General features: G+C 38.6%; 10 protein-coding genes, 1 tRNA gene and 1 pseudogene. 7 read left to right on the top strand and 5 right to left on the bottom strand.

The annotated features are described in order from the left end of the window. Nucleotides 1–12: 12 nt before the first annotated feature. Complete coding sequence (locus ADHAQ_RS0110890; protein ID WP_026462961.1) at nt 13–963, bottom strand: DUF2971 domain-containing protein; 951 nt, start codon at nt 961–963, stop codon at nt 13–15. A 16-nt stretch (nt 964–979) separates the two neighbouring features. Further along, entirely contained in the window at nt 980–1,186 is a 207-nt protein-coding gene (locus ADHAQ_RS0110885; RefSeq protein ID WP_051359850.1) for a helix-turn-helix domain-containing protein, read from the bottom strand. A gap of 453 nt (nt 1,187–1,639) precedes the next feature. Here ADHAQ_RS0110885 and ADHAQ_RS0110870 point away from each other — a divergent pair, with 453 nt between their 5' ends. Further along, nucleotides 1,640–2,203: a hypothetical protein gene (locus ADHAQ_RS0110870; protein WP_157433394.1), complete on the top strand. Its 564-nt coding sequence runs from the start codon at nt 1,640–1,642 to the stop codon at nt 2,201–2,203. Nucleotides 2,204–2,274: 71 nt separating this feature from the next. Here ADHAQ_RS0110870 and ADHAQ_RS0110865 read toward each other — a convergent pair. The 3 genes from ADHAQ_RS0110865 to ADHAQ_RS0110855 all read right to left on the bottom strand — a co-directional run bounded on the left by ADHAQ_RS0110865 (nt 2,275) and on the right by ADHAQ_RS0110855 (nt 6,602). Continuing rightward, nucleotides 2,275–2,348: transfer RNA gene (locus tag ADHAQ_RS0110865), tRNA-Ala, on the bottom strand. A 133-nt stretch (nt 2,349–2,481) separates the two neighbouring features. Next, nucleotides 2,482–5,757, bottom strand: coding sequence for a TonB-dependent receptor (locus tag ADHAQ_RS0110860; protein ID WP_026462957.1), 3,276 nt, complete (start codon nt 5,755–5,757; stop codon nt 2,482–2,484). Between the two features lie 200 nt (nt 5,758–5,957). After that, complete coding sequence (locus tag ADHAQ_RS0110855; RefSeq protein ID WP_245590600.1) at nt 5,958–6,602, bottom strand: C40 family peptidase; 645 nt, start codon at nt 6,600–6,602, stop codon at nt 5,958–5,960. Nucleotides 6,603–6,795: 193 nt separating this feature from the next. On the opposite strand from ADHAQ_RS0110855, the gene ADHAQ_RS0110850 reads away from it, so the two are divergent. The 6 genes and pseudogenes from ADHAQ_RS0110850 to ADHAQ_RS28665 all read left to right on the top strand — a co-directional run bounded on the left by ADHAQ_RS0110850 (nt 6,796) and on the right by ADHAQ_RS28665 (nt 14,127). Then, the gene (locus ADHAQ_RS0110850; protein WP_026462955.1) at nt 6,796–8,196 is read left to right on the top strand and encodes an FAD-binding oxidoreductase; all 1,401 of its coding nucleotides are present in this window, start codon (nt 6,796–6,798) and stop codon (nt 8,194–8,196) included. A 267-nt stretch (nt 8,197–8,463) separates the two neighbouring features. After that, nucleotides 8,464–10,368 (top strand): asparagine synthase (glutamine-hydrolyzing), encoded by a 1,905-nt coding sequence (gene asnB, locus ADHAQ_RS0110845; RefSeq protein WP_026462954.1) that lies wholly within the window; start codon nt 8,464–8,466, stop codon nt 10,366–10,368. 130 nt (nt 10,369–10,498) lie between these two features. Further along, the gene (locus tag ADHAQ_RS0110840) at nt 10,499–11,842 is read left to right on the top strand and encodes a UDP-glucose dehydrogenase family protein (protein WP_026462953.1); all 1,344 of its coding nucleotides are present in this window, start codon (nt 10,499–10,501) and stop codon (nt 11,840–11,842) included. A gap of 30 nt (nt 11,843–11,872) precedes the next feature. Next, nucleotides 11,873–12,841: a UDP-glucuronic acid decarboxylase family protein gene (locus tag ADHAQ_RS0110835; RefSeq protein ID WP_026462952.1), complete on the top strand. Its 969-nt coding sequence runs from the start codon at nt 11,873–11,875 to the stop codon at nt 12,839–12,841. 248 nt (nt 12,842–13,089) lie between these two features. Continuing rightward, a pseudogene (locus tag ADHAQ_RS28670) lies at nt 13,090–13,710 on the top strand (DegT/DnrJ/EryC1/StrS family aminotransferase). 9 nt (nt 13,711–13,719) lie between these two features. Beyond that, on the top strand, nt 13,720–14,127 hold the full coding sequence (locus ADHAQ_RS28665; protein ID WP_281172387.1) for a DegT/DnrJ/EryC1/StrS family aminotransferase: 408 nt from the start codon (nt 13,720–13,722) through the stop codon (nt 14,125–14,127). Nucleotides 14,128–14,218 lie beyond the last annotated feature (91 nt).

The following is a 14,218-nucleotide window of genomic DNA, read 5'->3' as shown; positions in this document are numbered from 1 at the left end:
AGAGGCTTAGATTTACCAGGTTCGGTAAGGGATTTTAGAAGGTATTATATTATTCAAGTCAATATTTAATAAAAGCCCACAGGCGTCTCTGGAAAGTTCCTTATGAGGAGTAGGTCCAATAATAATTTCAGAAATATTTATAGAATAATCCCCTTGGGCTAGAGGAATCTCAAGATAGGGAATTAAAAAACTCTTGCCTTCTCTAAACTTTAAACTTTCTTTAACTGCTTCAAAAGGAATATATTCTTCAGCATTTGTCCAGGACAAAGTTATTGAAGTTGTTGAAGCTACTGCTTCTATGTTTTTTATAAATCTTCTTGGTAATTTTCTAGGTTCTGCATGATTAGCTACAATTCGCCATTCTTGCTCCCCCTCAAATGCTTCATTTTTAATCAATGGAGCATACTTTACAATGTTGTCAAGTATGGTTTCATATAAGCTTTGTTTTAAGTTATATGTATCATTTTCCTGGCTAAACCTTTTAATTGAATTTGCCACCTCCTCAGGTGTAGATTGAACAATTTTATTCATTACAAAATCTTCAATTTGTTCTGGCTTATATAAACATTTGCCAATGTATAAATGGCATTCCTTCATCATGGAGTTTATTTGGTTTAGGTTATATTGATCAAATAGGGCAATAGAATAGCCTCCATTTGGGCAATAACCCCTCCATTGGCTTAATAAATCTCCTGCCTCCGAGAGAGAAAATGAAAAAATCGGCTCTGATTCTTTTCCATCTGGAAAAAGTTTATAAAACTCTTCTCCTAGGTTATAATATTTTTTTAAAGCAGCTTCTATCAATTCTAAAGAACAAGTATATTCACTTGAATCATTCATATAATGAATATTGGTAAACCACAATTTTTTGTATTTTACAATCCCTAAGAGCCCTGCTTGAGAGGTATAATGATAAAGTTTAGGTATTTGAGGTACAATCTCAGAATATATTTCAAAGTCCATAATTACGCTGTTCTTTTTATTTAGGCTCCAGCTCTATTCTTAAATCACAGTCCAGGGCCTCAGCTATCTTTTTAAGGGTAGAAATTTCTATTTCGTGCTTACCTGATTCAATCCTAGAAACACCTTCTTTCTTGGTCCCTATCTTTTCTCCTAACTGAGTTTGGGTTAATCCTGCCCGTAATCTGGCTTCTTTTACTTTCATGGCTATTTGTAGTTTATCCATGCTCAAATATATGAAAGTTAACACACGTGTTAAAATTATATATTATATACTTGCTTATTGTTAACGAGGCTGTTAACTTTGTTCCAGTTAAATCGTAATCAATTATCCCTTAAATAAAGATTATGGAAAAGGTATTAAATAAAGCATCAGTAACCCCAGCTAATAAAAGGCCTTGGGTGGGGAATTATTTTAATGTTCCTGAGCCAGAATTCAAAGATTAGTGCCTTGCTGAAAGATTTAAGCTTGAAATACATATTTTAAGGAGGTATCTATCAGTGCGTATCTATAAACTGGTAGCTTTAGAAGGTTGTGGGAGCAGAGAATTGGCCGGGGTTTGCTTAAGGCAATTAGGGTTTGAAGATTATCAGGAAGCTGTAGGATTTGCTGTTTATCCTGGAGATGAAACCAGGCCTTCTCAGGTAGCAATGCGAATAAGTGAGGATCAATGGAAATATGTTTATCAAGGCTCTTCCAATATTTCCGAAAAAGACGAAAAAAAATTCTATCCAGTTTTTACTAATAAAAAATAAGGATATGAAACCTTGCAATCCATCAACTCCAAAAATCCATTTTATAAACCCTGTAAAGTCTTTAGACCTGAAACCTGAGCCAGAAGTAAAACGCCCTTGGATCGGAACCTATTTAGGTATTGAAACCCCTAGCCCACTACCAGAACCTGAATACAAACAAGCATTAATAGAATTTGAGCTGCACATTTTGAAAGCAGATCTAACAGTTAAGATAGTTACCTTATACAGTAGAGGGGACGGCTGGGGGAATGAAGCTGAGGAATATGCATTAAACCATATTGCCTGGGTTGAACAGGATTCTGTAGCTTTTGCAATCTATAGAGGCTATTTAAATGAAGATACGGGCCAATTTAAAAGGGAGACAAAACCATCAGGAGACCTAGGCCTAAGAATTGGTAAAAAGGAATGGACTTGGTTTAATTCTCAATCAGGAAAGGAAGATAAAAGAGGTCCGTTTGTTCCGGATTACTTAGCTAAATACAGGTAGTTGTGTGTACTTCTGTGTGACCCAAAAAAAAGCACTTACCAGTTTTACCTCATAAGTGCTTTCTAATTAAGTGGAGAATATCGGAGTCGAACCGATGACCTCTTGCATGCCATGCAAGCGCTCTAGCCAGCTGAGCTAATCCCCCGTTTGCTAAAGTGATGCAAAACTAATAGTTATTTTTAAAATTCCAGCAGAATAATTAAAAAATATTTAAGCTATAAAAAGAAAAGGCTCCACATTTGCGAAGCCTTTTCTTTAAGGTATTTATTATCTGGTTATTAGAAACTGTAACGTAAACCTACTTGCATTCTCCAGGTTGTAACAGTGCTAAAGGTGTTACGGAAAGGAGTGGTAGGAAGTACGGTTTGGTTATTCTCATCCAGAACAGTAATCATGTTAAAGGTAGGTACACCCTGAGGCGTTACACTAGCTACGTTTAATAAAGCGTAGTTAAAGTTAGAACCACCATTTAATTGTTGAGAAATACCCCAGTTATTATTCAAGAAGTTTCCCACGTTCTGAACATCGAAACTAAATTGTAACGTATTCCGACGCTGACCAATATTAGTAAATACATCTTGTAATAATCTGAAGTCAAAACGGTTTAACCAAGGTAATAATCCGTTGTTTCTATCAACATATCCACCACGGCTATCTCTTAAAGCTTTGCTATTGTTAATGAATTGTTGGAAAGCTTCGCGTTGTTGCTGAGCAGTGAAAACTATTCCATTAACAGTTCTGTTTGCAAAGTTAAACTCTTCAGCACTGTTAGGAATGTATAATAAGTCTAAGCTAACACCATCCTGATTCAGGTCACCGTTGGTTGTATAAGAGAAACGACCTTGGTGTGAACCGTCATAGAATAAAGAAACCGTAGTACCTAAGTGTTTTAAATATTCTTTTCTGTAAGAAATGTTACCTATTACACGGTGAGGAACACCAAACTGAGAAAAGCCAAGTAATTGTTCGTTTGGATCATTAATAGAGTAATTGTTAGACCAAACAGAAGCAGCAGTTGAACCTGGGTTACCTGTAATATCTTTAGCTGCTGTATAAGTATAGTAAACAGAACCAAAGAAACCGTTTCTGTTAGGTAAAGTAAGACCACCGGTAGCAGACAAAGAATAACCTTTGGTAGAGTTTGCCATTACCGTTGCAATGTTACCTGTGGCATTGGTGTAACGAGCGTTTGCACTACCACCCCAGAAATCACGGTTATCACCAGAGTAGCTCATTTGCATGGTAGCCGGTTTTCTGTTAGCGTTATACTGGTACACAGAACGAATATCTTTGGTGTACAAGATGTCAGAAGTAGCTATTAAAGGAGTACCTGGAATGGCATAATCAACGCCAAAGCTGCTTCTCCAGATTTGTGGCATTCTGAAATCACGAGATACTAAAGCAATGGTTTGTGGTGTACCGGCAGTTGGCGATCTTAAGAATACATTAGATGGGCCATTTTCGTACCAATGCAATGGATCAGGATTAAATCGGATACCTGAAAGGGCACTAGATTGAACTGGATCTAAGGTATTTGAAATTAAACCGTTAGCACCTGGCATGTTGGTGAAGTACACAAATGGTACCCGACCGGCAAAAATACCGGTTCCACCACGTAGTTTTAAACCACCATCTTCAAACACATCGTAATTAAAACCAATACGGGGAGAAAGTATTACTCTTGATTTAGGCCACTCACCACTTGTATAAGTAGTTGGGTTGCCATTCTGATCTAATAATTGTAATTGATCTATCCGCGGGTTTGCTTCAATGTCATTCAGGTAAATTGGTAATTCACCACGTACGCCAATCGTTAAGTCTAACCGATTATTAACTGCATATTTATCCTGAACATAAAGACCAGCTAAACCAAAGTTAACCCGGGTGTATGGGTCCTGGCCCGGATAAGCATAAGAAAGACCAAAAGAAGTTGGCTGAGCATTATTAATGAAAGCATCAACAGATGGGTAGCGGTAATAAGAAGTAGCATTCCGCAAGAATAAGTTACCATACTTAATGATTTCGTAGCTAATACCACCTGTTATGGTATGTTTGCCAGCTAAATAAGTAAGGTTATCTATAAAGGAATAGTTGTTGTTAATTAAGTCATTGGCTCCTGAGAAAAGCTCTGTACCAAAACTGATGTACTGATCGCCGGCTTGCCAGATATCAACAAAAGGGAATCTTCTGCCTGGTGTCTGACGGGTTGCCTGGTTAAAGCTGTAGGTAGCTAAAAACTGGTTAGATAATTTCTGGTTTATCGTACTGTTTAATTCACCAGTTAACGACCGTACCTTGTTCAGGAATTGGAAGTTAGAATTAGCATAAGTAAGCGCGTTAGGGCCAATACGGGAAGAATTAGCACGCGGGTTTGGTGCTGAGTTACCATTTACTGTCTGGTCACTGGTTCCTTCTGATTGGTTATAGCGTACAGTAAATTTATTGCGATTATTAATGTTCCAGTCTAAGCGTACTAAAAATCTGGTGGTTAAATTTTGGAACTGATTAGCGTAATTCTCATAAGCACCCGGATCGTAATCATAGGTATTAATTAGGTGCTGACGTACTCTTTCTAAGTCGGTGGCAGTAGTTCTGGAAACGTTACCAGTAGCACCCGGACGGTTAGCAATCCAGGTTACACCCGGGAAAGTTTCATTTTCACGCTCGAAGTTACCAAAGAAGAATAATTTATTTTTGATAATCGGGCCTCCAACGCGGGCACCATAGGTTAAGGTTTTATTATCTGGCTGAGTAGGTAATTCCCGGCCAGCTACATTAGTACCTCTTAAGTCTTGGTTACGATAGAATGTGTAGGCTGAACCAGTAAAGGTGTTTGTGCCGCTACGGGTTACCGCATTGATACCTGCACCAGTAAAGCCTGATTGACGAACATCGTAGGGAGCAATGTTTACCTGAAGTTCTTCAATTGCATCAATGGAAACTGGACGGTTGTTACCACCTGGTAATAAATCGCCAGAACTGGTACCAAAAGCATTGTTAAAATTGGCTCCATCTATCTGTAAGTTGTTGTAACGGGCATCGCGTCCACCAAAGCCCAAGCCGTTTGCCTGTGGCGTAAGGCGGGTAAAATCTTCTAAACTTCTGGTAACGGTAGGTAAGTTTTGTATTTGTTCGATGCTAACGTTGGTTGCAGCACCTGTTTTGGTAGAGTTAAATACTGCAGAACGGTCAGCATTTACAACTACTTCTTGTAACTGGTTTCCAGATTCAGATAAAGTAGCATCTAAGTTATATGGTCGGCCTAATTGTAAGGTGATGTTATTGAAGGTTCTGGTTTGGTAACCAATGTAACTTACTTCAATGGCATAAGGGCCACCAATTCTGGTGTTAGGTATACTAAACTGGCCTCTGGTGTTTGTTGTAGAACCATAAACAGAACCGGAAGGTTGGTGAGTTGCTTTTACAGTGGCACCAATAAGAGCCTCTCCACTTGCATCCCTGACCGAACCGGTAATACTACTTGTTGTTACCTGAGCAAACAAACCAGCTGCGCAAAATAAAACAAGAAGCGTACTGAGTAAATACTTCTTCATAATAGGTTTTATTTAAATTGAAAGTTAAATATTTAGTCAAAGGTACGTACGAAAATTATTATTTTTTTAGCTATGTGTTAAGTTTGTGTAAATTTTTTTAACGTAATAGGGTTTATATATAAATTTATATAATCATCAGTTTTGCAGAAAACAGAAGCTATATTCTGTTTTGTATTAATTATGAGTTGCTTACGGAAAAATTAGATATTCGGACGAACAGCTTTAAGGAAAATACTCTGATAATGACGGGCATACAAGTTGTCTTCTATTACCCCTAAAGTGGAGGAAGAATGAATAAAAAACACCTCGTTTTTGCCTTTTATATCTGTAACCATGCCAACATGGGAAATTTGGCGGGAGTTTTTTGAGGCACTAAAGAAAACTAAATCACCGGGTTGTAGATCTTTTACCCGTACATCCCGGCCAAACCGGCTTTGTTCGTTAGATGAGCGTGGCAAATTTACATTTATGGTTTTAAAGGAGGTGCAAAGCAAACCAGAACAGTCCATGCCCAAGCGGGTGGTGCCGCCATATTTGTATGGGGTGCCCCGGTAGGAGCGGGCCGTACGAATTACTTTATCTATATTTTTATTGGCTCTGCGTTTGGGGTCTCTTTTTCTCGGGTTAAATAAACGCTCCAACCAGCTGCCCTTGCGTTCTCCTTTAATATAAAGGCGCTCGCGTTCTTTGTATTCCTGCTCAAGTTGCCGCTGCTCAGCGTCGGTGAACGTGGTTCCGGTAGTAGATTTAAATACAGTATTTGTTTTGTTACAAGCAGTAGCCAGGAATAAAGCCATACCTAGCATAACTATTGGTAGTCTGGAAAGTAGCTTCAGCCAATTCATAATTTCCTTTTCTTTGAGCTAGGTAAAATTAAATTAAAGTTTTAATCAAAAAAATAACTTCAAGAACTAAGTGAAATTAAATTATTAACATTTTGATTATCATGATGATATAAATTTAAATTGATTTAGTAAGGAAATAACTTCATTTTTAGATAATTGACCTAAATTTGCCTATAAGCCTAAATTTAAAAGCATGACTTATAATGCCGTAAGCCCTAATGTTTTAGCACAATTCAAATCTATTCTGGAGGAACAATATATAATAAATGCAGAAAAAGAAGAATTTCAGCAATATTGTCAGGATCAGACAGAGGACTTGGTTTTTTATCCTGAAATAGTGTTAAAACCAGGATCGGCTGATGAAATAAGTCAGATAATGAAAATATGTAATGAGCATCAGATTGCTGTTACACCTCGTGGGGCCGGTACAGGTTTAAGTGGTGGAGCTTTACCGGTGCATCAGGGCGTCATTATTTCTACCGAGCGGTTGAATAAGATAATTGAGATAGATGAGCGTAATTTTCAGTCTACCGTGGAGCCAGGAGTTATAAACCAGGTATTTCAGGAAGCGGTAAAAGAGCGGGGCTTGTTTTACCCCCCTGATCCGGCCAGCAAGGGTAGTTGTTTCCTGGGCGGAAATCTAAGTTTATCGGCCGGCGGCCCAAAAGCGGTTAAATATGGCGTTACTAAAGATTATGTTTTAAACATACAAGTTGTGTTGCCTTCCGGTGAAATTATCTGGACGGGCGCAAATGTGCTGAAGAATGCCACCGGCTATAACCTAACACAATTAATGATTGGTAGCGAGGGTACTTTAGGTATCATAACTAAAATTGTTTTCCGGCTTATTCCTTTTCCGGCCCATACTATTGTGCTGCTAGTACCTTTCAGAAAGGAAGAAGAAGCTTGTGCCGCGGTTTCAAAAATTATGATGGCAGGTATTGTTCCTTCCGGGTTAGAATTTATGGAGCGGGAAGCTATTTTATGGTCAGCTAATTATTTAAAAATTTCAATGGTGGTACCGGATGATATTCAGGCGCATTTGCTGATTGAATTAGATGGAAATAATCTGGAAAGGCTATACCAGGAGGCAGAACATGTTTATGAAGTTGTAGGCCAGTTTAATATAGGCGAGGTCTTATTGGCTGATTCGGAAGCTCAAAAAAACGAGCTGTGGAAAATAAGGCGTAACATTGGTAATGCGCTCCGGGCAAGTACGGTTTGTAAGGATGAAGATACCGTAGTGCCCCGGGCGGAATTACCGGCTTTGTTAAAGGGAGTTAAAGAAATTGGTAACCGGTATAACTTTAAAACCGTGTGCTTGGGCCATGCCGGTGATGGAAACCTGCATGTAAATGTCATAAAAGGAGATATGAGTGATTTTGATTGGCAGAACACCGTGCCCAAAGGTATCCACGAAATATTTGAGTTATGTGTGAAATTGGGAGGCACAATATCCGGCGAGCATGGAATAGGCTTCGTGCAACGACCATTCATTGGTATTGCCTTATCCGATATTCATATAAATCTTATGCGCGGTATAAAGCAGGTTTTTGATCCCAAAGGAATTTTAAATCCGGGTAAAATATTTTGATTTGTTATGAAATTGATTTGTTATGTTAAGTAAAAGGAAAACAGATAGTGAAACTTTAATATAATATTTGCGTCTGCAAAAGGGCTTTTGTACTACTTTTTTCTTAGTATTAAATTTTAATGTGTAATTCTTTAGCCTTATAGTCTAAAGATCCCAAAATACTTCTTATAAAATTTTATTCGTCGGGTATAATTTAACTTGAATAACAAAGGTTAAATAAGGAGAAGGGTTTGGTTTAAGCTTAGGTTATAGGTAATTTTTGCTTCTATGTGTGGAATTTCAGGTGTTTATGCTTTCAGCGATATCGGGCGCGATTTTCTCGATAAATTAAAGGCTTCTACAGATGCTATAGCTTCCCGTGGTCCGGATTCGCAAGGCCATTTCTTTCACGACCATTGTGGGTTAGGGCATCGCCGTTTATCTATTCTGGATTTAACTGCCGATGGAGCACAGCCCATGTATGATGAATCTGGCCGGTATAGTATTGTTTTTAACGGTGAGATATTCAATTTTCCTAAGCTTAAAAAGCGGCTTAAAGATAGTGGCTATACTTTTTTCTCCGGAACCGATACGGAAGTTATTTTAAAGTTATATATCCAGGAAGGTAAGGGGTTTATTAAAAGGTTAAATGGCTTTTTTGCATTTGCTATTTACGATAAGGAAGAAGATTCTTTATTTATAGCCAGGGACCGGTACGGAGAAAAACCTTTGCTAATTTACAAAGACGAAGATAAACTACTATTTGCTTCGGAAATGAAAGCTATGCTGGCTTTTGGTATTGCCCGTAAACTGGATTATGCTTCTTTATACCAATACCTGCAATTTAATTACATACCGGGGCCTGCGTCTATATTTAAAGGTGTAAAAAAATTAGAGCCCGGGCATTACTTATTTATTAAGAAGAATAAGGTTTATAAAAAAGCCTGGTATAAAATTCCGTACGATAAAAGAAAAGTAAAAACCCAGCCGCTAACTTACCAGGAGCAGCAAGAAAAACTGGTAAAACTTTTAGACGAGGCCACCCAGCGTAGAATGATTTCGGATGTGCCTTTAGGTGCTTTCTTGAGTGGGGGAATTGATTCTTCGGTGGTAGTAGCGCTTGCTTCGCGTCATACCGATAAGCTAAATACATTTTCAATTGGGTACAAAGACGAGCCGTTTTTTGATGAAACGCACTATGCCGAATTAGTTGCTAAGAAATATAAAACCAATCATACCGTATTCTCTTTAACTAATCAGGACTTATATGATCATTTGTTTGACGTTTTAGATTATACGGATGAACCCTTTGCTGATTCGTCGGCACTTGCCGTTTATATTTTAAGTAAACGAACCCGGGAAAAAGTTACAGTGGCTTTATCCGGCGATGGTGCAGATGAAATATTTGCCGGTTATAATAAGCATATGGGCGATTTTAAAGTAAGGCAGGGAGGGTTTGCCGCCGAAGTCATCACAGGTTTAAGCCCGCTATGGGAAATGTTGCCAAAGTCCCGAAACTCTCCCCTGGGAAATAAAATTCGCCAGTTTCAACGGTTTGCCGAGGGCATGACGGCTTCTGCCAAGAGCCGGTATTATAATTGGGCTACTTTCGCTGACGAAGATGAAGTTAAATCTATCTTGTGTAAGCGCAGTAAAAAAATGGTGGGTAAGGGGATGTACAAGAAGCGGAAAAAGCAAATATTAGAGCACATCCACCAGGATGGGGACATTAATGAAGTGCTTTATACCGACATGCAATTGGTTTTGCAGAATGATATGCTGGTGAAGGTCGATTTAATGTCTATGGCCAACAGTTTAGAAGTACGTACCCCTTTTCTGGATTATAAAGTAGTTGATTTTGCTTTTTCATTGCCCCAATCTTCTAAAATAGATAATAGCATGAAAAAGAAGATTGTGCAGGATGCTTTCCGGTCCATGCTACCCGAAGAATTATATAAACGGCCTAAACATGGTTTTGAAGTGCCTTTATTAAAATGGTTTCAGAATGAACTGCGTCCTATGATTACCGATGATTTACTTTCGGATGAGTTCATTGAAGCACAGGGAATTTTTAGTGTAGATGGCATTCGAAAATTAAAGGCTAAACTATTTTCTAAAAACCCGGAAGATATTCATGCGCGCATCTGGGCCTTAATTGTATTTCAGTATTGGTGGAAAAAGTGGATGAGTTAAACTTTTTAATTGTTATTGTAAAATTTACAAAATAAGGTATATTTTCAAAATAATATTTTAATATTTGGCTTGTTAAATTAGTTTATTTATAATTGTTGCAAGTTTTAATTGTAAACATTAACTTTTAGCAATGAGAATAGCAGTAGTAGGCACGGGCTATGTAGGCCTGGTAACGGGGACATGTTTAGCGGAAGTAGGCATGGATGTAACCTGTATAGACATAGATGTAAAGAAGATCGAGAACCTACGGAAGGGCATCTTACCTATCTATGAACCAGGACTGGAAGAAATGGTATTGCGCAACACCCAGAAAGGGCGACTGAACTTTTCTACCAGCATAGCCGAAAGCATACAAGGAGCGGATGTTGCTTTTATTGCCGTAGGTACTCCTCCGGGAGAAGACGGCAGTGCTGACTTGAAGTATGTGTTAGCCGTAGCCCGCAGCATCGGCCAGCACATGAACAACTACATGGTAGTGGTTACCAAGAGTACCGTACCCGTAGGAACAGCTAAGAAAGTAAGAGCGGCTATTGAAGAAGAAGTAGCTAAAAGAGAAGGTGCATTTGAGTTTGATGTGGCTTCTAATCCTGAGTTTTTGAAAGAAGGAGCAGCCATAGAAGATTTCCTCAAGCCAGACCGCATTGTGATCGGCGTGGAAAGCGAAAGAGCCGAAGACATCATGCAGAAGGTGTACAAGCCATTCCTGTTGAACGGCCACCCCATCATCTTCATGGACATTCCATCGGCAGAAATGACCAAGTATGCGGCTAACTCCATGCTGGCAACTAAGATCAGCTTCATGAATGACATTGCTAATCTATGTGAGATCATGGGCGCAGATGTAAACATGGTGCGCAAAGGCATAGGTTCGGATGCCAGGATTGGCAACAAGTTCATCTACCCTGGTATCGGCTACGGCGGCTCCTGCTTCCCTAAAGATGTAAAAGCGTTGATTAAAACAGCAGCGGAGAATGGCTACGAGATGCAGATCTTAAAGTCAGTGGAGTCGGTAAATGAGAACCAGAAGTCGGTGCTGTTTAACAAAGTGACCCGCCACTTTGAAGGAGCATTAGCCGGTAAGACTTTTGCCTTGTGGGGCCTTTCCTTTAAACCTAAAACTGATGACATGCGGGAAGCGCCATCGCTGGTGATCATCGAGAAGCTGCTGGCAGCAGGTTGTAAGGTGAAAGCGTATGATCCGGTAGCCATAAAAGAAGCGCAGCATATTTTAGGAGATTCTATAGAATTTGCCAAAGATCAGTACGATGCGTTGATTGATGCTGATGCTTTGCTGATCATTACCGAGTGGCCGGAGTTCCGCTCCCCGAACCTGAAGGTGGTAGGCAAGCTGATGAAAGACAAAGTCATCTTTGATGGCCGCAACATCTATGACCTGCAGGAAATGGAAGAAGCTGGCTTCAACTACTATGGTATTGGTGTTAAACCTCACCACTCTACTATTGATATTGCGTAACCTATTCTAAAAATAAGATCATCCTGTTTTATGGAGAGAAAAAGAGTATTAATCACAGGTGGTGCCGGATTTTTGGGGTCCCATCTTTGCGATCGGTTTATTAAAGAAGATTATCATGTTATTGCCATGGATAACTTAATAACCGGCGATTTAAAAAATATTGAGCATTTATTTAAGCTGCCTAATTTTGAATACTACCACCATGATGTATCTAAATATGTGCATGTGCCAGGTAAGCTTGATTATATATTACATTTTGCTTCTCCGGCCAGCCCGATAGATTATTTAAAAATACCTATTCAAACCTTAAAAGTGGGCTCTTTAGGTACTCATAATTTGCTGGGCTTAGCCCGGGCTAAAGGAGCTCGTATGCTTATAGCTTCAACCTCTGAAGTTTATGGCGATCCGGAAGTGCATCCGCAGGTAGAAGATTACTGGGGTAATGTAAACCCGGTAGGTCCACGAGGTTGTTATGATGAAGCAAAAAGGTTTCAGGAAGCTATTACCATGGCATATCATAACCACCATGGTTTAGAAACCCGAATTGTTCGAATATTTAATACCTACGGTCCTCGGATGCGCTTAAATGATGGTCGGGTTTTACCGGCATTCTTAAGTCAGGCTTTACGAGGAGAAGAACTTTCCATTTTTGGTGACGGATCACAAACCCGTTCCTTCTGTTATGTAGACGATCTAATTGAAGGAATCTACCGGTTGCTTTTAAGTGATTATCCATTACCAGTTAACATTGGAAACCCTTCCGAAATAACCATTAAAGAGTTCGCCGAGGAGATTTGTAAACTAACGGGTAGCCCATTAAAATTAGGCTATCAGCCGCTACCTGAAAATGACCCACAAAAACGGCGGCCAGATATAACAAAAGCCAAAGAATTACTAGGTTGGGAGCCTAAAGTATCCCGAGAAGAAGGCCTCAGACGAACGCTTGATTATTTTAAAGAAAATATTGAGGTGGCAGAAAAAGAGCCTTTAAATTTTTAATAAAAAAACCGCAGTTTTTACTGCGGTTTTTTTATTACTGTAGTTCCTTATCTTTAGGGAGTAACACCTTTATCATTTAATAACATTATTCTTTCTTCATAATTAATCCATAATTTGCGTGGTATAATTTATGTTTCATCATCCTTAATTACTACATACATCAAGAATGGGGCAGACTAATAAAAGCAGTACCATTTTATTCTTTTGACTACCAGCATACACTTAATTGGGACCAAGTGCTGGAGGTAATGAAAGAAGTTTATGACTCTCACTGGTATGTATTAGGAAAATATCTGAAAAATTTTGAAGAGAATTTTAATGCTTATAACCAAGTCAAACATTGTGTAGGTGTTGCAAATGGTTTAGGGGCATTACAGGTATCTTTAAAAGTGTTAGGAATAGGACCAAGAGATGAAGTTATTGTGCCTGCTCATACTTACTTGCTACCTAGTTAGCCGTAGCCTCTGTGGTGCTACTATTGTTCCTTTAGAGCCAAATATAATTATCTATAATTTAATCCTCTACTTTTAGAAAAAGCAATAACAACAAGAACAAAGGCCATTATAACCGTTCATATGTATGGGCAAGCATGTGAAATGACCTCAATTTTAGCAATAGCAAAAAAGCATAATTTATTTGTAGTAGAAGATAATGCTCCGGCACATGGAGCAAAGTATAAGGGACAATTAACGGGAAGTTTTGGAGATATAAATGCAACTAGCTTTTACCCAACCAAGAATTTGGGCGCATTAGGTGATGCCGGTGCCATAACCACAAACAGTGATGAATTAACCCAGAAGGTTCGGCTCTACCGGAATTATGGATCAGAGCAAAAATATTTAAATGAAGTTATAGGGATGAACTCCTGACTTGATGAAATACAGGCAGCAATTTTAAATGTAAAATTAACATATTTAGAATCGTGGACGGAAGGAAGAATAAAAATGGCCACTTGGTACAACTATTTCCTTCAAGATCTTGACGATTTAATTTTGCCAAAAATTGCAGGGGATTCAAATCATGTTTTTCATCTTTATGTTATAAGATCCAAAAAGAGAGACGCTCTTCAACATTATTTACTATTTCATGGTATTGGAACAGCTATTCATTATCCGGTACCTCCTCATTTGCAAACTGCTTTTCTAAATTTACAATTTGAAAAAGTAGATTTTTCGTTAATTGAAGAAATAGATGATACTTGTTTAAGTTTGCCTCTTTGGCCAGGAATGATGGAGGAAGAGGTAAGTAGGGTATGTAAATCTATCAATGGATTCTTTCAAAACTAGATATGGGATTTTAAAGTCAACTACTATTTGATTTGAAGTTGTTATTAAATCTATTTATAATGACACCTTTACATTTTTAATTTTACATTTA

This window comes from Adhaeribacter aquaticus DSM 16391 (assembly GCF_000473365.1).
Taxonomy (GTDB): Bacteria; Bacteroidota; Bacteroidia; order Cytophagales; family Hymenobacteraceae; genus Adhaeribacter; species Adhaeribacter aquaticus.
The sequence above is the reverse complement of the archived record's forward strand: the minus strand, read 5'-3'. Positions and strand labels throughout refer to the sequence as shown.